Here is a 21,237-nt window from a genome sequence, read left to right as displayed (position 1 = left end):
CCTCCCCAGCCTCGTCGGCGGTCCTCCGCTCCGCTCCGGACCACCGACTCCCTCGCGCGTGCTCCTCGCGTCCTTCGGACGCTCGGAGGCACGCGCCACAGCGGCCACAAAAAACCAGTCCCGCGGCTCAGCGACCGGTGTCGTACTTGTACGTCGCCGAGTCGGGGTCGATCCCGAAGTCCTCCGCCGACTCCTCCGGCTCGTCGTCGCCCGTCGGCTCGGCGTCCTTGAACGCCCGCCGGAACCGGTCCGCCATCTCAAACGCGTCGACGGTCAGTTCGAGGCCGACGACCCCGCCGCCGAGGAACTCGCGCTTCTCGGTGAGGCGGTCCGAGAGGGCCGGCGGGAGGTCGTCGGTGTCGACGCGCTCGAAGCCGAACTGCGTCAGGTACTCCGGCTGGTCCGTGAGCACGTACACCGTCTCGAACCCGTCCGCGGCCGCGGTGTCGACGAGGCGCTCCACGACGTGCGCCCCGACGCCGCGGTCGCGCCACTCGGGGAGGACGCCGATGCCGGTGAGCTCGATCCGGTTTTCCTCGTCCTCGTCGCCGCGGTGGAGGCGGAGCCGACCGAACCCGGCCCGGTCGCCCGACTCCTCGTCGACCGCGATCACGTAGTCCCGCGACCGGAAGGCGACGTCGTCGAGCCCCAGCTGCTCGATCGCGTCCAACAACCACGCCTCGTCACGGTTTTTGGCGTCGCGGACGTACATAGACGGCTGTACGAGGGCGGAGGTGAAAAGCGGTTCCCCGGCCCGGTCGTCCGCCGTCATCGCGTCGCTTTTGCCCGCCGGCCGCCGACCCGACGCGTATGGAATTCGCCGCGCTGGCTGAGCGGGCGGAACGGGTGGCCGCGCACGACGGCGACATCGAGACGACCCTTGCGGTCGCCAACCTGCTCGCGGACGCCGGCGACGGCGGCGCGAACCACGGGTCGACCGACGACCTCCCGGTCGTCGTCCGGTTCCTCCTCGGTCGCGTCTTCCCCGCCCACGACACCCGTACGCTCGACGTCGGGCCCGCGCTCTGCCGCGAGGCGATCGCCCGCGCCGCGGGCCCGAACGTCGACGCCGCCGACGTCGAGGACCGCCTCGCCGAGCGGGGCGAGATCGGTGCGGTCGCGGCCGCGTACGACTTCGGCGGCCAGCGGGGCCTCGCCGCGTTCGGCTCCGGTCGCGACGCGCTCACGGTGGCCGCGCTCGACGAGGAACTCCGCAACCTCGCGGCCGCGAGCGGCGACGGCAGCGAGTCGCGCAAACGCGACGCCCTGTTCGGGCTGTTCACCCGCTGTTCGCCGAGCGAGGCGGCTTTCCTCGCCCGCCTTGTCCTCGGCGAGATGCGGCTCGGCGTCGGCGAGGGAACCGTCCGGGACGCGATCGCGGAGGCGTTCCTGACCTCCGAGACGGCCCACGACGGCGACGGGTCTGGGGACGACGACGATGACGGCCCCGCCGACGGCGACGGTCCCGAACTCGCCGCGCCCGACGACGCGGTCGCGGCCGTCGAGCGCGCGCTTCAGGTGACGAACGACTACGGGCGGGTCGCGGTCCGCGCCCGCGACGAGGGAGTCGCGGGGCTCCGCGAGGAGTCGCTGCGCGTCGGCCGCCCGGTCCAGGCGATGCTCGCGCAGGCGGGCACCGCGACCGACGCGCTCGACGCGTTCGGCGAGGTCGCCGTCGAGACGAAGTTCGACGGGGCTCGCGTTCAGGTTCACTACGCGCCGCACGGAGCCGAGGCGGACGACGGCGTGCCGGACGGCGACGCGCCGGGCGGCGAGGGCACCGCGCTCGGTCCACGGCTCTACTCGCGGAACATGGACGACGTGACGGACGCGCTCCCCGAGATCGTCGAGTTCGTCGCCGACCGCGTCGACGCGCCCGTCATCCTCGACGGCGAGGTCGTCGCGGTCGACGACGACGGCGACCCGCTCCCGTTTCAGGAGGTGCTGCGGCGGTTCCGGCGAAAACACGACATCGACCGGATGCGCGAGGCGGTCTCCCTGCGGCTCCACGCGTTCGACTGCCTCCACGCCGACGGCGACGACTTACTCGACGAACCCCTCACCACGCGCCACGAGCGGCTCCACGAGTTCCTCCCGGACGCAGCCGCGGATCTCACCGTCGCCGCGGACACGGACTCGATCGCGGCCGAGGAGCGGGCCGCGCTCGACGCGGGCCACGAAGGCGTCATGCTGAAGAACCCCGACGCGGCGTACACTCCCGGCGACCGCGGGCGCGACTGGCTGAAGCGAAAGCCCGACGTGGAGACGCTCGACGCCGTCGTCGTCGGGGCCGAGTGGGGCGAGGGGCGCCGTGCGGAGCTGTTCGGCACGTTCCTGCTCGCGGTCCGCGAGGGGGACGAGTCCGCGGCACAAGACGCCGGGAACGACGCGGCCGACCGCGACGCCGGCGGCCGCGACGCCGACGACCCCGCGCCACCGGGGTACGCCACGGTCGGCAAGGTGGCGACGGGGATCACCGACGAGGCGCTCGCGGACCTCACGGAGCGGTTGGAGCCGCACGTCGTCGACGAGACGGGGACGACGGTCTCGTTCGACCCCGAACTCGTGGTCGAGGTCGGCTACGAGGAGATCCAGACCTCGCCGACGTACTCCGCAGGCTACGCGCTCCGCTTCCCCCGCTTCGTCGGCGTCCGCGAAGACAAGGGGGTCGACGACGCCGACTCGCTCGCCCGCGTCCGTCGGTTCGCCGGCGACGGCTGACGTTCCGACACGCGAAACTCCTTGACGGTCCGGTTCGTAGGGTAACACATGCCAGGCCCGCTCGGCGACGCGACGCGGCGAGACCTCACCGACGCGGCCGTCGAGCGACTCGCGGCGGCGGGGTTCGAGGTCGACCGCCCGGAGACGGGTGCCGAGCCGCCGGCGGTCGCGACCCGCGGCGACGACCGGTTGGCGGTGGAGCCGCTCGCAGCGGACGACGCGACGCCGATCGTGATCGCCTCGCGGCTCGGCCACGCGCTCGACCGGGGCCGCCGCGCGCTGTTCGTCGCCCGCGACGCCGACACCGCGGCGGCCGTGCGCGACCTCCTCGCCGACCCGCCGCTGCTCGCCGAGCGGACCGACGGTCGACGAACCTTCCACCTCGGCCCGGACCGGGTCCCGGTCTCGGGCGGCGGCTACGCCTGCGTCCGCGCCGACGGCCTCGGCCATCCGACGTTCGGCTGGCGCGAGACGGACACGCCCCTCGGCCCGGTGACGGCCCGCTCGGACGTCGACGCCGCCGCGGTCGACGACGAAGGGCGACCCGTCGTCCCCCGGCTCCTCTGCGAGGTCGACGGCGAGGCGGTCGCCGTCCTCGCCGGCGTCGATAGCCTCCAGACCCCGCCGGACGAGGCGTTCCCGTTCGCGTACCGCCGCGATCCGGACGACAAGCGGTTCCGCGTCCGGCGGGGAGGCGACGGGACGGTCGTCGAGACGGTCAGCGGGTTCGCGGCGCTGCGCGAGGCCGGATACGTTCCGATTCCGATGCCGCTCGTTCCCGAGCACGCGCTGGGGCGGTCGATCGACGACGAGACGCTCACGGCGGCGTGGGACCTGCTCGTGATCGGTGAGGGCGAATCGGTCGACGACGGCTCGGTCGACGACGGGGCGATCGGCGACACGGCCCTCGACGCCGAGCGCGATCGCGACCGATAGCCACCCTCAAGACGAGCGCGCCCGCAGACGGTATCATGACGGTCTGTTACGAGGAGTTCTCGGTGGAGTGGCTCGGCTACGCGACGGCGCGGCTGGAGACGGACGGGGGGCCGGTGGCCTACACCGACCCCGGCCGGTACGGCGTCCTCGACAACTACTGGGCGCGCGACGGCGACCTCGTCGTCGTCACCCACGACCACCACTACGACAGCGACGGGATCCGGTCTGTCGCGAGCGAGGACGCGACGCTCGTGATCTACGACGGGGTCGACCCCGCCGGCATCGACCGCGACGTGGAGCCGATCGACGCGCTCGCGGAAGAGTACGAGGTCGTCCGCGTCGGCGAGGAAGACCGCGTCGACGTCGAGACGCCCGCCGGCGAGGTACGGGTCTGGCCCGTCCCGGCACACAACGATCCGGAGGGGCCGAACGCGGACGCCGACGGCTCGGTCGCGCACCCGTCCGGGTTCGGCTGCGGCTTCCTCCTGTCGCTCGGCGGGCGCACCGTCTTCTGGCCCGGCGACTCGGACGCGCTCGACGGGTTCGCCGAGCTCGACGTCTCCGTCTTCCTCGCGAACATCGGCGGGGGCGGCATCGTCTCGGACCCCCGCGAGGCGGCGGACCTGGCCGAGGCGATGGACCCCGACCTCGTCGTCCCGATCCACTACGACACGTTCGACCTGCTGGAAGCCGACGGCGAGGTGTTCGCCGGGGACGTGGCGAGCCGGTCGATACCGGTCGCGCTCGACGCGCGCTCGGCGAACCAGTAGTCGGACCGGGCGGACGGAGACCCGAATCTGACGGACTGATTGCCGAACCGGACGGCGCGAACCTCTCGGCCGGTGGCCTTTTTACTCCGCCGCGTCCTTCCCCGGTCGCATGACCACCGAGTCCGCGCTGGCCGACGGGGTCCGGGAGGCGCTTTCGGTCGACGCCGAGGCGTTCGCCGAGCGCGCGGCCGAGGAGGCCGAGATCGTCAAACAGGAGCTACGCGACGGCTCCTTCGACAACCACCAGTCGATCGTCGGCTTCGAGTACGAGTTCTACGCGGTCGGCGACGGCCGGTGGAGCGAGGAGTCCCGGGCCGGCGAGTACGCGCTGATGCGCGTGCCGCGCCGCCTCTTGGAGCTGATGGGCTTCGAGAAGGAGCTGGGGCTCCACAACGCCGAGATGTCCACGAGCCCGCAGCCCCTCTCCGACCACGGGCTCCGCGCCCAGCTCGCCGAGGTCCGCGCCCGACTGGAGGCCGCAGAGAACACCGCGGGCGTCGAGGGGATGCGCCTCGTCTCCGACGGCCTCTGGACTATCCCGCCGGCGGGCGAGACCGCGGAGGGATACCTCACCGACAGCGTCGCTGTCGACGGCGTGGTGGTCGCGGTCAACATGAGCGACGCGGTCCGGTACCACGCGATGGCGAACTCGCGCCGAGACGACCTGAACGCCACCGACGCGAACGGGGGCGCCGCGACCGACGCCGAGGAAGAGCCGGTCGTCACCCTCGACGCGCCGGGCGTGTCGCTGGCGGCGGAGACGGTGATGCCCGAGAGCCTCATCACGTCGATCCAGCCCCACTATCAGGTGGCGCACGCCGAGACGCTGCCGCGGCACTTCCGGTACGCGCTTCGGATCGCCGGCCCCCTGCTGGCGCTCGGCGTCAACTCGCCGTTCTTCCCGCCGGCGCTGTACGACGACGGCTGGGACGGCGAGCGTGTCCTCGCCGAGGGGGCGACAGAGAACCGGGTCCACGTCTTCGAGTCCGTCCTCAACGCGCGGACCGACGCCGACAAGGTCCGGTTCCCCCGGGAGTTCCGCGACGTCGAGACAGCGGTCGACCGCATCGCGGCCGACGAGACGCTCATCCCGATGCCGGACCCGGGCGGCAGCGATCGCTTCGACGACGACTTCGCGACGTTCCGGACGAAACACGGCAGCTACTGGCGTTGGGTTCGCCCCGTCTTCGAGGGGGCGAGCCGCTCGGCCGCGAACGCCCGGATCGAGTTCCGGCCGATCCCCGGCCAGCCCACGGTCCGCGACTCCATCGCGTTTCAGGCGGCCTTCGCCGGGCTGATGCAGGCGCTCGCCCAGCACGAACACCCCGTCATCGGCCTCGAGTGGGAGACCGCGCGCGACAACTTCTACGCCGCCGTCGCCGACGGGCTCGACGCCGACATGGAGTGGATCGACCGCGACGGCCACCGGACGACCGACTCGGACGCGATGTACGCGGACCTCCTCGATCACGCGGAGGCCGGGCTCCGGACCGCCGGCTGCGCGGACGACGAGGCCGCGAAATGGATCGCGCCGCTGCGGTGGCGCGTCGCGAACCGCACGACTCCGGCGAGCTGGAAGCGGGACCGCGTCCGCGCCCGACTCGACGACGGCGACGACTTCGCGACCGCGGTGGTCGACACCCAGCGCGAGTACATCCGCCAGCAGGCCGACGCCCTCATCGACGGCGGCTTCTCGGCGTGGACGGACGGGGAGTGACCGCCCCGTGGACGCCCGGCGACGCGGGAGCCGGACGGCGCGACCGCGACACAGTACAGTTATCGGTCCGCCGCGTCACGCGGCCGTATGGACGAGCTGATCGCCGCGGCGCGCGAAGCCCTCGACGCCGCCCACGTCCCCTACTCCGAGTACCGCGTCGGCGCCGCGCTCCGGACCGCCGACGGCACCGTCTACACCGGCTGTAACATCGAGAACGCGAACTACTCCAACAGCCTCCACGCCGAGGAGGTTGCGCTCGCGGAGGCGGTGAAGAACGGGCACCGCGAGTTCGACCGGATCGCGGTCTCGTCGGGCGTCCGCGACGGGGTCACCCCCTGCGGGATGTGCCGGCAGACGCTCGCGGAGTTCGCGGCCGACGACCTCGTCGTCGCCTGCGACGAGGGCGACGACGCGGTCACGGAGTACACGCTCGGGGAACTGCTCCCGAACACGATCAACGAGGGCACGCTCGACGACGCGAGAGAGGACTGACGCGAGGGAGGACCGACGCGAGAGAGGACTAGATCGGCGGGAGACCCGTCCGGCCGAGACGGAACTACTTTTAAACGGCTCGCCGAAGGGCGGAGACATGACCGACGACAGCGAGGACCCCAACGACGAGGCCGGATACCACGTCGAGGCCGCGCCCGACGACGTCGCGGACGCGGTCCTCCTTCCCGGTAACCCCGAGCGCGTCGACAAGATCACCGCGCTGTGGGGCGACCACGAGGAGGTCGCGCGCCACCGCGAGTACCGCACCGCGACCGGCAGCTACGACGGCGCCCCGATCTCGGTCACCTCAACCGGGATCGGCTCCCCCTCGGCCGCCATCGCCGTCGAAGAGCTCGCGCGCGTCGGCGTCGACACGTTCATCCGCGTCGGCTCCTGCGGCGCGATCCAGCCGGAGATGGACGTCGGCGACCTCGTCATCACCACCGGCGGCGTCCGGCAGGAGGGGACGAGCGACGAGTACGTGCGCGAGGACTACCCGGCGAGCGCCGACGGCGAGGTGGTCTCCGCCCTGGTCGCGGCCGCCGAGCGGCTCGGTCACGACTACCACACGGGCGTCACGATGAGCGCCGACTCCTTCTACGCCGGACAGGGGCGACCCGGGTTCGAGGGGTTCGAGGCCGCCGGCTCCGACGAGCTCGTCGCGGAGCTTCAGGACGCGAACGTGAAGAACATCGAGATGGAGGCGTCGGCCATCCTCACGGTCGCGAACGTGTACGGGCTCCGCGCCGGCGCGGTCTGTTCGGTGTACGCAAACCGCGTGACCGGCGAGTTCCGGACCGAGGGCGAGTCGCGCGCGGCCGAGACCGCGAGCCTCGCGGTGAAGCTCCTCACGCGGATGGACGAGGTGAAACGCGAGGCGGGCGCGGACCGCTGGCACGCCGGCCTCTCGCTGTAGCGGGCGCTCCGGCCGTCACGCTGCTCGCTGCCGAGCGCGGGCGTTCCAAAGCGACTTTACCCACGGACCGCGGAGCGGCAGGCATGAGTACACAGGTCGTGGTCGTCGGCTCCGGGTACGCCGGCGCAGGGGCGGTGAAGGCGTTCGAAGACGAGGTCGGCGAGGGCGAGGCCGAGCTCACGTGGATCTCGGAACACGACTACCACCTCGTTCTCCACGAGGCCCACCGCGCGATCCGGAACCCCGCGGTCGAAGACAAGATCACGATCCCCGTCGACGAGATCAAGTCCCCCGAGTCCGACTTCGTCCAGGGCCGGGTCGTCGACGTCGACACCGACGAGCGCGCCGTCGAGACCGACGACGGCACGACCGTCGACTACGACTACCTCCTCCTCGCGGTCGGCTCCACGACCGCCTTCTTCGGCATCGAGGGGCTGAAGGAGAACGCCCACCAGCTGAAGGGGCTCGACGACGCGAAGGCGATCCACGAGGACGTCCGCGAGGCGGCCGCCGACGCGACCCGCTCGGACCCGGCGCAGGTCGTCGTCGGCGGCGCCGGCCTCTCCGGCATCCAGACGGCCGGTGAGATCGCCGAGTACCGCGACAAGCACCGCGCCCCGCTCGAGATCAAACTGGTCGAGGGGCTCGACGAGGTGTTCCCCGGCAACGACCCGCAGATCCAGGGGGCGCTCCGCCAGCGGCTGGAGGACGCCGACATCGAGATCCTCACCGGCGACTTCATCTCGGAGGCCGACGAGGGGGCTGTCTACCTCGGTGGCGGCGAGGACGAGGAGCCGGAAGAGCTCGGCTACGACGTGCTGATCTGGACCGGCGGCATCACGGGCCAGCCCGAACTGGGCAACGTCGAGGTCGAGAAGGACGACCGCTCGAACCGCGTCCACGCCGGCTCCGACTTCAGCACCAGCGACGACCGCGTGTTCGCCATCGGCGACACCGCCCTCGTCGAGCAGGGCGACGACGACGTGGCCCCGCCGACCGCGCAGGCCGCCTGGCAGGCCGCGGAGGTCGCGGGCGCGAACCTCGCCCGCGCCGCCCGCGGCGCGCCGCTCCGCTCGTGGACCCACGAGGACAAGGGGACGGTCATCTCGGTCGGTGAGGAGGCGGTCGCTCACGACGTGATGGGGATGCCGATCAAGACGTTCGGCGGCACGCCCGCGAAGCTGCTGAAGAAGGGCATCGCCACGCGCTGGATCGCCAAGGTCTCCTCCGCGAGCCGCGGCGTCAGCGCGTTCGGCGACATGTGAGATCGGCCGACGCGCGGTAGCGACGCGACTCTCGGCTTTCGATCCTCGGCTCGGGTCGGCGACGACTCAAACGCTGTTCTCCGTCGAACGACCTCCACGGCGCAACGAAACAGCGGCTCTCGCAGTCAGTGTTCGGCCGGCTCGTCGGGGGCTCGCATATCGTCGATCCGCAAGATGAGAATGTTCGCGGTGTCGTCTTTCCCGTCGACCGTCCCGTCAATGACGAGCTTGGAGAGCGGCGTCGGCCCCACGGCGACGCTGTCGCCCTCGTGGAAGTCGCGGACCGAACCCTGAACGTGGATCTCGGCGCGGCACAGCTCGGGGTGGTGGACGCTGGAGAGGTCGATCCCGTCGACGTTGACCCCCTCGACCTCCTCGCTCTCGTGGTAGATCGGGACGTTCGCGGGCTCGTCCATGCGCTGGATGTCGAGCGCCTCGTACGCGTTCGAGGTGGGTTTGTAGCCGCCCTTCGGGCCGGGTACCCCCTCGACCAACTGGAGGGCCTTGAGGCTCTGCATCTGGTTCCGGATCGTCCCGGGGTTGCGGTCGACTTCCTCGGCGATCGCCTCGCCTTTCACGGCGTCCTCTCGTTCCCCGTACAGGTTGATGAGGGCCGAGAGGATGCTTTTCTGGCTCGAAGTGAGCTCGATCGATGACATGGTGCGGAATACACCGCGCCCCCGCTTAAATGCGGTGGAACCCATTTATAAACGATCGTGTGGAATCGTCTCGGCGGCCGGAGACCGTCGGTTCGGGCCGGTTCGGCTCACCCGCCGCGTAGCCGCTTCATCCGCACGTACGCGAGCGGGCTCGACAGCGCGACGACGACACCGACGCCGATCAGCGCGACGCCGAAGTCGACGGCGACGAACGAGACCCCGGCGCCGACGAGCCCGATCGCCGCGCCGGTGAACGCGACCGCGATGGTCGCGCCGATCGGCTCGATGTCGCCGGGGTCGACCGAGCGGGGATCGGGACTGCTCATGGGCGTCCGTGGCGGCCCGGGCGCAAAACGCTGTCCGATCCGGTCGGTCGGATTCGCTCGGACCGCGGTCGGGCGGATCCCGCCCCGTCGGCTCGACCCGGCCGCCGATCCCCACCATTCAAGCGCCGCGGCGTCGCGTAGCCGGTATGACCACGGTCAGGATCATCGGCGCGCCGACAGACTACGGGGCGAACCGACGCGGAGTCGACATGGGACCGTCGGCGATCCGGTACGGCGGGCTCGCCGACCAGCTCGCCGGCGCCGGCGTCGAGACCGTCGACGCGGGCGACCTCCACGTCCCCCGGGCCGAGGAGCGCGACCCGGACGCGGACGCGCCGAGCGAGGGGGAAGCGAAGTTCATCCGCGAGACGGAAGCGGTCTGCCGGCGGCTCGGCGACGAGGTCGCCGCGACGCTCGCCGACGGCGAGGTGCCGCTGGCGCTCGGCGGCGACCACTCCATCGCCATCGGGAGCCTCTCCGGGTCCGCGCGCGACGCGGACGTCGGCGCCGTGTGGTTCGACGCGCACGCGGACCTCAACACGCCCGCGACGACGCCCTCTGGCAACGTCCACGGGATGCCCCTGGCGGCGGCCCTCGGGATCGGCGAGTTCGCGGACACCGAGTGGGCGAACGCGCCGGGGCTCTCGCCGGAGAACGTCGCCTTGGTCGGGCTCCGCTCGGTCGACGGGGCGGAGGCGGAGCTGATCCGCGACCGCGGCTTCGCGGCGTACACGATGTCGGACATCGACGAGCGGGGGATCACGGCGGTCACGGAGGAGGCGCTCGAGGTCGCGTCCGCGGGCGTCGACGGGATCCACGTCAGCCTCGATCTGGACTGGCTCGACCCCAACGCCGCGCCCGGCGTCGGGACGCCCGTCCGCGGCGGCGTCACCTACCGCGAGGCGCACAGCGCGATGGAGATCGTCGACGAGACTGACGCGCTCCGGTCGATGGAGATCGTCGAGGTGAACCCGACCTTGGACCAGCACAACGAGACGGCTGAGCTCGCGACTGAGCTGGCGGCGAGCGCGTTCGGGAAGCGCGTCTTGTACTGAGAGGCCGGGGTCAGACGCCTCGGTCGAGCTGTTCGACGACCTGCTGGAGGTCCGCCTCGGACTCGACCTCGCCTTTGATCTCCTCGCGGCGGCGCACCGCAGCCGAGTCGGCGTCGTACGCGCGGACGAACTCGGCGCGGGTGTGCTCGTCGAACGCGTGCCGGATCGCGAAGTAGCCGTCGGGGACGATCGTGCCGCACACCTTACACTCGTGGCGCTGGTGGTCGTTCGTCTGGTGGACGATCGCCGCCTCCACGTCGTCGAAGGCGGCGTCGCAGTCGCCGATGCCGCACGTCCAGCGAGGGGCCATACCCGGACTCTCGCCCGAGGGGGATTAACGGTTTCCCAACTCGGCGCGGGCGCGCCGGGGGGTCGACGGGGGTCGGCACCGCGGGTTCACCCCCGCGGTCGCGGCACCGTCGTCGTCGAACGATACCCATTTGCGCGGGCGCGACGACCGTGCGACCGTGACCCGATCGAGAACGCGCGTCGACGCCCACGTCAAGATACTCGACGACGAGGTCGTCGCCCGGGCGAAGGCGCGCGACATCGACGCGCTCGTGTACGCGCCGCACTTCACGCGCCTCCCGACGATCAGCGAGCGTGCGGCCCGGTACACCGACGACGAGCTGACCGTCGTCCCCGCCCGCGAGGTGTTCACCGGCGACTGGGGGAACCGGCGACACCTCCTTGTCCTCGGACTCTCCGATCCCGTCCCCGACTACATCACCTTCGAGGGAGCGATGGCCGAGTTCGAGCGGCAGGACGCGGCCGTCCTCGTCCCGCACCCCGGGTTCGCCACTATCTCGCTCACGCGACCCGAAGTCGACGCGCACGCCGCCCGGATCGACGCGGTCGAGACGTACAACACCAAGCTGCTCCCCCACCAGAACGCGCGCGCCCGCCGGACCGCGACGGAGACCGGCTGCGCCGGGTTCGGATCCTCGTACGCCCACCTCTCCGGCACGGTCGGCGAGGCGTGGACGGCCTTCGAGGGCGACCTCGACGACGCCGAGGCGGTCGCCGACGCCTTCCGCGAGCGACGCCCCCGAACGGTGATCCACCGCGGCGGACTGGGCCACCGGCTCCGCGGGCTCGTGGAGTTCGCGCACCTCGGCTACGAGAACACGTGGACGAAGCTCGACCGAATGTTCCTCTCCGGCAACGAGCCGACCCTCCCGTCGAACGTCGCATACGAGGGGCGATTCGACGACGTGAGCGTCTACGAATAGCGGCCGTGCGAGCGTCTCGGGGCGGCCCGGATCCCGATCGGCTTCCCGGTCAGAGCCCGAAGCCCGCCGCGGCCTCCGACGCCGCGGACAGGTCCAGGTCAAGGCTGACGACGTAGGTGTGAATCGCCCAGAATGCCGTCAGCTCGACCCCGGTGATGACCACCGTGACGAGGTCGGCGTACTTGCTGCTCGTCGTCACGCCGCTCGGCATTCCGAACTCACGGTCCGAGAACGGGTGGAACAGCGCGATGCCGCGTCGGCTGCCGACCACGTCGAGGACGTAGTGGGTCAACACGCCGATCCACACGTACTGGAGGTTGCCGAAGACGATCGGATACGCGAGGAACACCGCGAGCACGGGGAGGCTGTGGAGCGTCTTCCGGTGACGGCCGAAGGCGGTGTCCACGTCGGGGAACAGCGCCCCCAACACGACGGGGACGGTGATCTCGGCGACGGTCGTCGCGGTCGCCGCGTCGAGACCCGGTTCGACGATGAAGCCGAGCCCCAGGGCAAGCAGCAGGCCGTTGAGGACGTGGCCGCGTTTGTTCATGTCTCTGCGTGTGCGGGTCGGCAGGTCAAACCACCGGATCCGGGCGGCGTACCCGGAGAGGATCGCACCGCCTCGCCGTCGACCGGGGTCCACTCACGAGCCGAAACGCTCACGGGCCGAAAGAGCCACGGCGGGCGCGTCCGACCCGACCGTATGGAGTACGAGGAGCCGAAGTTCTTCCACGTGATGCAGTACGCCGCGGCCGCCGACGGCGACGTCATCGACATGGTGAGCGGCAACCCCGACTGGGAGCCGCCCGCCGCGCTCCGAGAGGCCCTCCGCGAGTACGCCAACCTCCCGCCAGCCGACTTCCAGTACCCGCCGAGCGACGGGCTCCGAGAGCTCCGCGGGGCGATCGCCGAGCGCCGGGGCGTCGACCCCGAGCGCGTGGTCGTCACCAACGGCACCGGCGAGGCGAACTACCTCGCGATGGCCCGGGCGCTGGACCGCGACGCTGGTGACGAGGTGCTCCTGATGGACCCGGTGTACCCGTACTACCCCGGGAAGACGCACCTGCTCGGCGGGGAGCCGACGCTCGTGCCCACGGCGCGCGACGGCGGGCTCGACGTCGACGCGATCCGCGAGGCGGCGAGCGAGGACACGGCACTCGTCGTCCTCAACACGCCGAACAACCCGACCGGCGCCGTCTACGACCTCGACGCGGTCCGCGAGGTCGTCGAAATCGCGGCGGCCGTCGACGCGCTCGTCGTCGTCGACGAGGTGTACGACCGGTTCGATCTCACCGGCTCGTTCGAGTCGGCGCTGACGCTGGACTCCGAGCGCGTCATCGTCACGAGCGGCTTCTCGAAGTCGATGGCCATCACGGGCTTCCGCGTCGGGTACGGGGTGTTCCCCGAGGCGCACGTCGGCGACGCGAGGACCCGACACATGCTCGTCAACGTCACCGGGGCGCGCCCCTCTCAGTACGCGGTGTACCACGCGCTCGAAGAGACGCCGTCCGACTACTACGCCGCGTCGCGCGACCTGCTCGCTGACCGCGTCGACGCGTTCGCCGCCGCCCTCGACGCGGCGGGCGCGGAGTACGGCCGCCCGGAGGGCGCCTTCTACGTCCTCGCGCGCTTCGACGGGTTCCCCGGCACGATGGCGAACGTCAAGCGCCTGATCGACGAGGCCGGCGTCGCCGGGATGCCGGGCGAGGCGTTCGGCACCGCCCGCGACGAGTGGATCCGGTTCGCGCTGGTGACGCCCCGAGCGACCGAGGCGGCCGAGCGGCTCGCGGACTACTTCGACGGCGGCCCCGCCGACGCGGGCTGAACCGTTCCCACGACTCCGCCGTATTCAAATACGCGCGCGCAGACCAACGCGTATGGAGCAGATCGACGACCAGTACGCGCCCGCGGACGTCGAGACCGCGGTCGACGAGTACTGGGACGACCACGACGCCTACGAGGCGGCGAAGGAGGCGCACGCCGACGATCCGCCGTTCTTCTTCGTGGACGGCCCGCCGTACACCTCCGGGCAGATGCACCTCGGGACCGCCTGGAACAAGACGCGGAAAGACGCCGTCATCCGGTACAAGCGGATGACCGGCCACCGCGTCACCGACCGCCCGGGATACGACATGCACGGGCTCCCGATCGAGGTGAAAGTCGAGGAGGAGCTCGGCTTCGAGAACAAGCGGGACATCGAGGAGTACGGCATGGAGCCGTTCATCGAGAAGTGTAAGGAATTCGCCCTGGAGAACCGGGCGGCGATGGACGAGGACTTCAAATCCATCGGCGCGTGGATGGACTGGGACGACCCGTACGAGACCATCTCGCCGGAGTACATGGAGGCCGCCTGGTGGGCGTTCTCCGAGGTCGCCGACAACGGGCTCGTCGAGCAGGGGAAGCGGTCCATCTCGCAGTGCCCGCGCTGCGAGACCGGGCTCGCCAACAACGAGGTCGAGTACGAGGACGTCGAGGACCCCTCCATCTACGTGAAGTTCCCGCTCGCCGACCGCGAGGGGAGCCTCGTCATCTGGACGACGACGCCGTGGACCATCCCCGCGAACACCTTCGTCGCCGTCGACGAGGACCTCACCTACAACGCGGTCCGCGCGGAGAAGGACGGCGAGGAGGAGCTCCTCTACGTCGCCGCCGAGTGCGTCGAGGACGTACTCGGGGAGGGCCGCTACGAGGAGTACGCGGTCGAGGCGGAGCTGACCGGCGACGAACTCGTCGGCTGGGCGTACGACCACCCGCTCGCCGACCACGTCGCCGACTACCCCGACTTCGAGGGCGCCGGACAGGTGTACGCGGCCGACTACGTGGAGGCCGACCGCACCGGCCTGGTCCACTCCGCGCCGGGCCACGGTGAAGAGGACTGCCACCGCGGCACCGAACTCGGGCGCGACATCCACTGTCCCGTCGGTCCGAACGGCGAGTTCGAGGCGGCGGCGGGCGAGTACGCCGGCCAGTTCGTGCGCGACGCGAACGACGACATCATCGAGGACCGCGTCGCCGACGGCCACATGCTCGCGCACGGCACCGTCGACCACAGCTACGGCCACTGCTGGCGCTGTGACACCGGGATCATCCAGCTGGTCACCGACCAGTGGTTCATCTCGATCACGGACGTGAAAGACGACCTCCTCGACAACATGGAGGAGTCGGAGTGGCACCCCGACTGGGCCCGGGACAACCGGTTCCGCGACTTCATCGAGGACGCGCCCGACTGGAACGTCTCGCGCCAGCGCTACTGGGGCGTCCCGATCCCGATCTGGGTCCCGGAGGACGCCGAGCCGGGGAACCTCGACGAGGACATGATCGTGGTCGGCACCCGCGAGGAGCTCGCCGACCGCGTCGAGGAGGATATCGATCCCGACTCGATCGACCTCCACCGCCCCGCCGTCGACGGCCTCACGATCGTCGAGGACGGGACGACCTACCGCCGCGTCGAAGACGTGTTCGACGTGTGGCTCGACTCCTCGGTCGCCTCGTGGGGCACGCTCGGCTACCCGAGCGACGAGACCGCCCACGAGGAGCTGTGGCCCGCCGACCTCATCATCGAGGCGCACGACCAGACCCGCGGCTGGTTCTGGTCGCAGCTCGGTATGGGGACGGCCGCGGTCGATCAGATCCCCTACGAGGAGGTGCTGATGCACGGCTTCGCCAACGACGAGGACGGCCGAAAGATGTCGAAGTCGGTCGGCAACATCGTCACGCCGGAGGAGGCCATCGAGCGCGCCGGCCGCGACCCGCTCCGCACCTACCTGCTCAGCCACGACCAGCAGGGCGTCGACCTCGCGTTCGAGTGGGACGGGCTCGGCGAGATCCAGGGCAAGCTCAACATCCTCTGGAACGTGTTCCGGTTCCCCCTCGAGTACATGGAGCTCGACGGCTACGACCCGGCCGACGCCGACCTCTCGGACGGCGACCTCGAACTCGTCGACGAGTGGGTGCTCTCCCGGCTCCAGTCCGTGGAGACGGAGGTCGCCGACGCGTGGGACGACTACCGCGTCAGCGACGCCGTCAACGCCGTCATCGAGTTCGTCACGCAGGACGTCTCGCGGTTCTACGTGAAGGCCGTCCGCGACCGCATGTGGGAGGAGACCGACTCCCCCTCGAAGCGCGGCGCGTACGCCACGCTCGCGACGGTCCTCGACGAGGTGATCCGGCTGCTCGCGCCGATCGCCCCGTACCTCACCGAGCGGATGTACCAGCGGCTCGACGGCGAGGCGACGACGGTCCACGCGCTGTCGTACCCCGAGCCGGACGCGGACCTGCGCGACGACGACCTCGAACGCGACGTGGCGGCCTTCCGCGACATCGAGGAGGCGGCCGCGAACGCGCGCCAGCAGGCTGGCCGCAAGCTCCGCTGGCCCGTGCCGCGCGTCGTCGTCGAGACCGACGACGAGACGGTTGCGGCCGCGGTCGACCGCCTCAAAGCGCTGATCGCTGACCGCGTCAACGCCCGCGACGTGGTCGTCACCGACGCCTTCGACGAACTGGTCGAGACCGCCGAGCCGCAGATGGCCGCCATCGGGCCGGCGTTCGGCGGGGACGCCCAGAAGGTGATGGAGGCGGTTCAGGGCGCGACCCGCGCCGAGGTCGAGGGCGGCGAGGTCGCGGTCGACGGCGAGCCCGTCGACCTCGACGACGCGATGGTCGAATACGTCGCGGAGCCGCCGGAGAACGTCTCCGGAGCCGACTTCGAGGGCGGCACCGTCTACGTCGACACCTCGCTGACGCCCGACATCGAGTCCGAGGGGTACGCCCGCGACGTGATCCGCCGGGTCCAGGAGATGCGCAAGGAACTGGACCTCGACGTTGAGGCGCGGATTCGCGTCGGCGTCGCGGTCGACGACGACCGGGTCGCCGGCTTCGTGGACGAGCACGCCGACCTGATCGCCGGCGAGGTGCGCGCCGACGCGTGGCTCGACGACGCGAGCGACGCCGCCGACGCCGACGGCGGACTCGTCGAAGAGTGGGAGGTCGAAGGCGTCGCGGTCACGATCGGGGTCGAACCGGTCGCGTAACGACCCCGACGGGCCGTGGCTTTCGCTTAACGCGTCGCGATCCTCGCCCGACGAGTCGGAGCTTTCGTCGACCGATACTGTGGGAACAATTCGCATCCCGAAACCTATAGGTGCGTTCTTTACTCACGGTCGAACATGGATGTCCGGGCGGCTCGCCCCGACGACGCGGAGGACCTGCGAACGGCGGTCTCACGAGCCCGCGAGGAGACGGTGTTCGACGACATCGGCGCGCCACTGCTCGACGTGTCCGCCGCCGGCGTCCGCGAGGCCGCCGCCGAGGCGGAGTGGTCGTTCCTGATGGAACACGACGAGGAGGGGCCCGTCGGGCTCGCCATCGCGCACCCGGATCCCGACGGGACGGAGGCCGAGCTACTGGCGCTGTGGGTTCACCCGAACCGCGCGGGCGAGGGCGTCGCGGCCGAGCTGCTCGCCCGCGTGGGGAGCGCGCTCGCTGACCGCGGGGTGAAAACGCTCCGCGCGACCGTCCCCTCGGACCGCCCCAGCGCCGAGGAGTTCTTCAGCGCGCACGGGTTCGCGCCTCGCGGGACCCGGCGGAGCCCGGCGGGCGACGAATCGATCGTCGTCGCGGACCCCGACGCGCTCACCTGAGAGGCGTCGACAGTCAAAACGAACCGCTTCTCGGCCGACTCACTTCAGCCGCTCTTGGAGGAACGAGGGGTGGGCCGCGGTGACGCCGTCGACGCCGAGCAGCTTTTCCGAGATGACGTCGCCGAGCTCGTCGCCGTCGCCGGCGCGGACCTCCGCCATCAGCATGTGATCGCCCGAGGAGGTGTACAGCGCCTGAACCTCGTCGAGCGACTTCAGATCCCGCGTGGCCTCCACGTACCGCCCCGAGTCGACATCCATGCCGACCATGGCGATCGACTGCGAAGAGAGCTTCTTCGGGTCGACCTCCGCGGAGTAGCCGACGATCACGCCGCGCTCCTCGAGGCGGTCGATGTACTTCCGCACCGTCGGTTTCGAGACGTCGGCTCGCTCGGCGATCTCCCCGCAGGACGCCTGTGCGTCCTCTTCTAACACGGAAAGGATCCGTTCCTCTGTCGATACAGTACTCATATGAGTACGTTTGTCACCAATGAAAAAAGACCTTGCGAATCAAAAAACGAACTCGCCGCGTCGTGAACGGCCGCCGGTCGGCTCAGGCGTGTTTGTCGAGGAACATGTCGTGGGAGCGTTCCCACTCGTAGTCGTCGTCCCAGTAGCGCTCGGCGAGCGGCTCCTCGGGCATCTCGCCGATCGAGCGCTTCTCCTCCCCGTAGGAGGGGCGGTCCTCGTCGACGTAGAAGCGGCCGGTGAGCACCTCGCCCTCGTAGAGGGCTTCCTCGGTCGTCCGCATCATCTCCTGGGCCTCGACGCGGTCCGTCATGTCGAACTCGTAGTCGTCGGAGTCGTTGACGTCGATGTACGGGACGTACTGGCGCGCGTCCTTGTTCCACGTCGGGCACTGCGTGAGGAAGTCGACGTGCGCGAACCCGTCGTGTTCGATCGCCTCGGCGATGATCTCCTTCGCCTGGTTCGGGTTCACTGCCGCCGTGCGGGCGACGTAGGAGGCGCCGGCGTTCAGCGACATCGAGAGCGGTTTGATCGGCTCCTTGGCGCTCCCGTGAGGCTGCGTCTTCGACTTGTGGCCCTTCGGGCTCGTCGGGGAGGTCTGCCCCTTCGTGAGCCCGAAGATCTCGTTGTTGAACACGATGTACGTCATGTCGTGGTTCTCCCGGGCCGTGTGGATGAAGTGGTTCCCACCGATCCCGTAGCCGTCGCCGTCGCCGCCGGCGGCGATCACTTCGAGGTCGGGGTTCGCGAGCTTCGCGGCGCGGGCCACGGGCAGCGAGCGCCCGTGGATCGTGTGGAACCCGTACGTGTCGAGGTAGCTGTTCAGCTTGCCCGAACAGCCGATCCCGGTACACAGCAGGGTCTCCTCGGGCGTGCGCCCGACCTCCGGCAGCGCCTGCTTGAGCGCCTTCAGGACGCTGAAGTCACCGCAGCCCGGACACCAGGTCGGCTGCGGCTCGACGCCGGGGGTGTACTCGTCGCGGTCGATCTCTCGCTCCTCTCCGATTGCTGAAAACGTGCTCATTGCTTAGTCACCTGCGGCTGGGACGAAGGTGGTCTGATGGCCGGGCGCGTCGCCGTCGCCCTCGACGATCGCGGTCTCGAACCCGTCGACGATCTCCGCCGGCTCGAACGGGTTCCCGTTGTACTTCAGCAGGCTCGACAGCTTCTCGCCGTACTGGCCCAGGTTCTTCTGGACGAGCCCGCGGAACTGTCCCGAGGCGGTCATCTCCACGACCAGCACCTCGTCGACGCTCTCGATGAACGCCCGGACCTGCTCGGTCGGGAACGGCAGCATGTCCGAGACGCCGTACGACTTCACCGAGACGCCGGCGTCGTTGAGGCGACCGACGGCTTCCTCGACGGTTCCCTGCTGGCTGCCGAACGTGAGGATGCCGTACTCGGCGTCCTCCGGGCCGGCGTACGACCCGGTGTCGACCGTGTCGAGGTCGTCGCGGATCGCCGCCAGCTTCTCGGCCCGCCGGTCGATCTGCGCGACCCGGTTGTCCGGGGACTCGCTGATGTGGCCGGTCGGGTCGTGCTCGTTGCCGGTCGCGAGGAAGCGACCTCCCTTCTGGCCGGGGATCGACCGCGGGGAGACGCCGTCGTCGACCTCGGGCTGGAAGCGGTGGAACTTCCCGTCGTCGCTGTGGGGCTGCTCCGACAGCGCGTCCTCCGAGAGCGTCTTCCCGAGGTCCGGGTTCGCCGCCCGGTCGAAGTGGCTCTTCGGGACGTTCGTCATCTCACCGCCGAGCTTCTGGTCGTACAGCAGGATCGTCGGGATCTGGTACCCGTAGGCGAGCCGGAAGGCGAGCCGGGACTGCTCGTACGCCTCCTCGACGGTGCCGGGCGCCAGCACGACGCGCTGGGAGTCCCCCTGCGAGGTGTAGAGGACGTGTTCGAGGTCGGACTGCTCCGGCTTCGTCGGCATCCCGGTCGAGGGACCGGCGCGCATGGCCTCGACGAGGACGACGGGCGTCTCCGTCATCTCCGCGAGCCCGAGCGGCTCGGACATCAGCGCGAACCCGCCACCGGAGGAGCCGGACATCGCCTTGACGCCGGCGTGGGACGCGCCGACCGCGAGCGCGGCCGCGGCGATCTCGTCTTCCACCTGCTCGGAGATCCCGCCGAGCTTCGGCAGGTTCTTCGTCATGATGGTGAACACCTCGGTCCACGGTGTCATCGGGTAGCCGGAGATGAACCGGCAGCCCTCGTCGATGGCGCCGTAGGAGATGGCGTCCGACCCGGACATGAGCAGTTGGGTCTCGTCGTGTTCGCCGGTCGGGACCGACACGTCCGGCGCGTCGACGTCGTACTCCTCTTGGACCTGTTCGTAGGCAGTCTCGAGGATCTCGAGGTTCGGGTCGAGGATCTTCTCCGGCATCGCGTCGCGCATCAGGTCCTCGACGTGGTCGAGTTCCATGCCGGTGATCGCGCAGGTCGCGCCGACGCCGGCGGTGTTGCGCATGACCTCGCGACCCATATCGCGGGCGAGTCCGCGGAGGTCGAGGGGGAATACGTGCCAGTCGTTCTCCTCGGCGCGCTCCTCGAAGTTCGGGATCTCGGAGGCGTCGAGCAGCCCCTCGTCGTAGATGATGACCCCGCCTTCGCGGAGCTCATCCAGGTTCTCCGAGAGCGGCTTGATCTCCTCGTTACCGTAGACGGCGCCCTCGGACGGGTTCCGAGCGAACGAGTCGCCGAGCGCTAAGAGGAAGTGGTAGCCGTCGCCCCGGGAGTTCACGGGGTCCGCCGACGCGCGGACCTCCGTGTAGGTGTGGCCGCCGCGGATTCGCGACGGGTAGTGCCGATGCGTGAAGACGTTGAGCCCCGATCGCATCAAGGCCTTCGCGAAGTTCTGGCTGGTGGAAGCGATCCCGTCACCGGATCCCCCCGATATCCGCCAGATGAGTTCGTCGTCAGTCATAATGGTATGTGAGCCCGAGTGGGCCTCGTGGCCTGAACTTGTGTTGGTTCCCTCTTATGGCTTGCTATGGAATCCCAAGGGACAATCATGAAGGTCTATTAGGGTGTCAAATGTTCTCGCG

At 70.3% G+C, this 21,237-nt stretch carries 20 protein-coding genes; 12 read left to right on the top strand and 8 right to left on the bottom strand.

The annotated features are described in order from the left end of the window. Positions 1 to 127: 127 nt before the first annotated feature. A complete protein-coding gene (locus tag B9H04_RS08610) occupies positions 128 to 712 on the bottom strand; it encodes a GNAT family N-acetyltransferase (RefSeq protein ID WP_049931183.1) in 585 nt (194 codons plus the stop codon). Between the two features lie 98 nt (positions 713 to 810). Here B9H04_RS08610 and B9H04_RS08605 point away from each other — a divergent pair, with 98 nt between their 5' ends. From B9H04_RS08605 to B9H04_RS08575, 7 genes are all read left to right on the top strand, one after another. Next, positions 811 to 2,721: an ATP-dependent DNA ligase gene (locus B9H04_RS08605; protein WP_049931181.1), complete on the top strand. Its 1,911-nt coding sequence runs from the start codon at positions 811 to 813 to the stop codon at positions 2,719 to 2,721. Between the two features lie 48 nt (positions 2,722 to 2,769). Further along, a complete protein-coding gene (locus tag B9H04_RS08600) occupies positions 2,770 to 3,657 on the top strand; it encodes a hypothetical protein (RefSeq protein WP_049931179.1) in 888 nt (295 codons plus the stop codon). Between the two features lie 35 nt (positions 3,658 to 3,692). Beyond that, entirely contained in the window at positions 3,693 to 4,427 is a 735-nt protein-coding gene (locus B9H04_RS08595; protein ID WP_049931178.1) for an MBL fold metallo-hydrolase, read from the top strand. Positions 4,428 to 4,536: 109 nt separating this feature from the next. Beyond that, complete coding sequence (locus B9H04_RS08590; RefSeq protein WP_049931175.1) at positions 4,537 to 6,144, top strand: hypothetical protein; 1,608 nt, start codon at positions 4,537 to 4,539, stop codon at positions 6,142 to 6,144. An 87-nt stretch (positions 6,145 to 6,231) separates the two neighbouring features. Then, the gene (gene cdd / locus B9H04_RS08585) at positions 6,232 to 6,636 is read left to right on the top strand and encodes a cytidine deaminase (RefSeq protein ID WP_049931171.1); all 405 of its coding nucleotides are present in this window, start codon (positions 6,232 to 6,234) and stop codon (positions 6,634 to 6,636) included. 97 nt (positions 6,637 to 6,733) lie between these two features. Beyond that, positions 6,734 to 7,552, top strand: coding sequence for a nucleoside phosphorylase (locus tag B9H04_RS08580; RefSeq protein ID WP_049931170.1), 819 nt, complete (start codon positions 6,734 to 6,736; stop codon positions 7,550 to 7,552). A gap of 83 nt (positions 7,553 to 7,635) precedes the next feature. Next, entirely contained in the window at positions 7,636 to 8,817 is a 1,182-nt protein-coding gene (locus B9H04_RS08575; protein ID WP_049931168.1) for an NAD(P)/FAD-dependent oxidoreductase, read from the top strand. A gap of 125 nt (positions 8,818 to 8,942) precedes the next feature. Here B9H04_RS08575 and B9H04_RS08570 read toward each other — a convergent pair whose 3' ends face one another. Then, positions 8,943 to 9,476: an Rrf2 family transcriptional regulator gene (locus B9H04_RS08570; protein ID WP_049931162.1), complete on the bottom strand. Its 534-nt coding sequence runs from the start codon at positions 9,474 to 9,476 to the stop codon at positions 8,943 to 8,945. A gap of 107 nt (positions 9,477 to 9,583) precedes the next feature. Beyond that, complete coding sequence (locus tag B9H04_RS08565) at positions 9,584 to 9,802, bottom strand: hypothetical protein (protein WP_049931161.1); 219 nt, start codon at positions 9,800 to 9,802, stop codon at positions 9,584 to 9,586. 146 nt (positions 9,803 to 9,948) lie between these two features. Between B9H04_RS08565 and rocF the strand changes: the two genes are divergently transcribed. Then, a complete protein-coding gene (gene rocF, locus B9H04_RS08560) occupies positions 9,949 to 10,857 on the top strand; it encodes an arginase (protein ID WP_049931159.1) in 909 nt (302 codons plus the stop codon). 10 nt (positions 10,858 to 10,867) lie between these two features. Here rocF and B9H04_RS08555 read toward each other — a convergent pair whose 3' ends face one another. Further along, positions 10,868 to 11,167 (bottom strand): DUF7565 family protein, encoded by a 300-nt coding sequence (locus tag B9H04_RS08555; protein WP_049931157.1) that lies wholly within the window; start codon positions 11,165 to 11,167, stop codon positions 10,868 to 10,870. A gap of 130 nt (positions 11,168 to 11,297) precedes the next feature. On the opposite strand from B9H04_RS08555, the gene B9H04_RS08550 reads away from it, so the two are divergent. Then, positions 11,298 to 12,089, top strand: a complete 792-nt coding sequence (locus B9H04_RS08550; RefSeq protein ID WP_049931155.1) for a PHP-associated domain-containing protein — start codon at positions 11,298 to 11,300, stop codon at positions 12,087 to 12,089. Positions 12,090 to 12,138: 49 nt separating this feature from the next. Here the strand turns inward: B9H04_RS08550 and B9H04_RS08545 are convergent, their stop codons facing one another. Further along, positions 12,139 to 12,639 (bottom strand): metal-dependent hydrolase, encoded by a 501-nt coding sequence (locus B9H04_RS08545; RefSeq protein ID WP_049931154.1) that lies wholly within the window; start codon positions 12,637 to 12,639, stop codon positions 12,139 to 12,141. 153 nt (positions 12,640 to 12,792) lie between these two features. Between B9H04_RS08545 and B9H04_RS08540 the strand changes: the two genes are divergently transcribed. The 3 genes from B9H04_RS08540 to B9H04_RS08530 all read left to right on the top strand — a co-directional run bounded on the left by B9H04_RS08540 (position 12,793) and on the right by B9H04_RS08530 (position 17,728). Next, entirely contained in the window at positions 12,793 to 13,914 is a 1,122-nt protein-coding gene (locus tag B9H04_RS08540; RefSeq protein ID WP_049931151.1) for a pyridoxal phosphate-dependent aminotransferase, read from the top strand. Between the two features lie 52 nt (positions 13,915 to 13,966). Further along, positions 13,967 to 17,119 (top strand): isoleucine--tRNA ligase, encoded by a 3,153-nt coding sequence (gene ileS / locus B9H04_RS08535; protein ID WP_085682615.1) that lies wholly within the window; start codon positions 13,967 to 13,969, stop codon positions 17,117 to 17,119. A 135-nt stretch (positions 17,120 to 17,254) separates the two neighbouring features. Further along, entirely contained in the window at positions 17,255 to 17,728 is a 474-nt protein-coding gene (locus B9H04_RS08530) for a GNAT family N-acetyltransferase (RefSeq protein ID WP_049931147.1), read from the top strand. Between the two features lie 39 nt (positions 17,729 to 17,767). Here B9H04_RS08530 and lrpA1 read toward each other — a convergent pair whose 3' ends face one another. The 3 genes from lrpA1 to B9H04_RS08515 form a co-directional block, all read right to left on the bottom strand. Continuing rightward, the gene (gene lrpA1 / locus B9H04_RS08525; protein ID WP_049931146.1) at positions 17,768 to 18,196 is read right to left on the bottom strand and encodes an HTH-type transcriptional regulator LrpA1; all 429 of its coding nucleotides are present in this window, start codon (positions 18,194 to 18,196) and stop codon (positions 17,768 to 17,770) included. 82 nt (positions 18,197 to 18,278) lie between these two features. Further along, positions 18,279 to 19,217, bottom strand: coding sequence for a thiamine pyrophosphate-dependent enzyme (locus B9H04_RS08520; RefSeq protein WP_049931144.1), 939 nt, complete (start codon positions 19,215 to 19,217; stop codon positions 18,279 to 18,281). Positions 19,218 to 19,220: 3 nt separating this feature from the next. Further along, entirely contained in the window at positions 19,221 to 21,116 is a 1,896-nt protein-coding gene (locus B9H04_RS08515) for a 2-oxoacid:acceptor oxidoreductase subunit alpha (RefSeq protein ID WP_085682614.1), read from the bottom strand. Positions 21,117 to 21,237 lie beyond the last annotated feature (121 nt).

Source organism: Halorubrum ezzemoulense DSM 17463 (genome assembly GCF_002114285.1).
Taxonomy (GTDB): Archaea; Halobacteriota; Halobacteria; order Halobacteriales; family Haloferacaceae; genus Halorubrum; species Halorubrum ezzemoulense.
Note: the sequence above shows the minus strand (reverse complement) of the source record. Positions and strands in the feature narration are given on the sequence as shown.

Coding starts and splice junctions, on each gene's coding strand:
- B9H04_RS08545 (WP_049931154.1), bottom strand. CDS start 12,639: ATGAACAAACGCGGCCACGTCCTCAACGGCCTGCTGCTTGCCCTGGGG.
- B9H04_RS08605 (WP_049931181.1), top strand. CDS start 811: ATGGAATTCGCCGCGCTGGCTGAGCGGGCGGAACGGGTGGCCGCGCAC.
- B9H04_RS08590 (WP_049931175.1), top strand. CDS start 4,537: ATGACCACCGAGTCCGCGCTGGCCGACGGGGTCCGGGAGGCGCTTTCG.
- B9H04_RS08540 (WP_049931151.1), top strand. CDS start 12,793: ATGGAGTACGAGGAGCCGAAGTTCTTCCACGTGATGCAGTACGCCGCG.
- rocF (WP_049931159.1), top strand. CDS start 9,949: ATGACCACGGTCAGGATCATCGGCGCGCCGACAGACTACGGGGCGAAC.
- B9H04_RS08530 (WP_049931147.1), top strand. CDS start 17,255: ATGGATGTCCGGGCGGCTCGCCCCGACGACGCGGAGGACCTGCGAACG.
- B9H04_RS08555 (WP_049931157.1), bottom strand. CDS start 11,167: ATGGCCCCTCGCTGGACGTGCGGCATCGGCGACTGCGACGCCGCCTTC.
- B9H04_RS08610 (WP_049931183.1), bottom strand. CDS start 712: ATGTACGTCCGCGACGCCAAAAACCGTGACGAGGCGTGGTTGTTGGAC.
- B9H04_RS08600 (WP_049931179.1), top strand. CDS start 2,770: ATGCCAGGCCCGCTCGGCGACGCGACGCGGCGAGACCTCACCGACGCG.
- lrpA1 (WP_049931146.1), bottom strand. CDS start 18,196: ATGAGTACTGTATCGACAGAGGAACGGATCCTTTCCGTGTTAGAAGAG.
- cdd (WP_049931171.1), top strand. CDS start 6,232: ATGGACGAGCTGATCGCCGCGGCGCGCGAAGCCCTCGACGCCGCCCAC.
- B9H04_RS08570 (WP_049931162.1), bottom strand. CDS start 9,476: ATGTCATCGATCGAGCTCACTTCGAGCCAGAAAAGCATCCTCTCGGCC.
- B9H04_RS08580 (WP_049931170.1), top strand. CDS start 6,734: ATGACCGACGACAGCGAGGACCCCAACGACGAGGCCGGATACCACGTC.
- B9H04_RS08575 (WP_049931168.1), top strand. CDS start 7,636: ATGAGTACACAGGTCGTGGTCGTCGGCTCCGGGTACGCCGGCGCAGGG.
- B9H04_RS08520 (WP_049931144.1), bottom strand. CDS start 19,217: ATGAGCACGTTTTCAGCAATCGGAGAGGAGCGAGAGATCGACCGCGAC.
- B9H04_RS08595 (WP_049931178.1), top strand. CDS start 3,693: ATGACGGTCTGTTACGAGGAGTTCTCGGTGGAGTGGCTCGGCTACGCG.
- ileS (WP_085682615.1), top strand. CDS start 13,967: ATGGAGCAGATCGACGACCAGTACGCGCCCGCGGACGTCGAGACCGCG.
- B9H04_RS08515 (WP_085682614.1), bottom strand. CDS start 21,116: ATGACTGACGACGAACTCATCTGGCGGATATCGGGGGGATCCGGTGAC.
- B9H04_RS08565 (WP_049931161.1), bottom strand. CDS start 9,802: ATGAGCAGTCCCGATCCCCGCTCGGTCGACCCCGGCGACATCGAGCCG.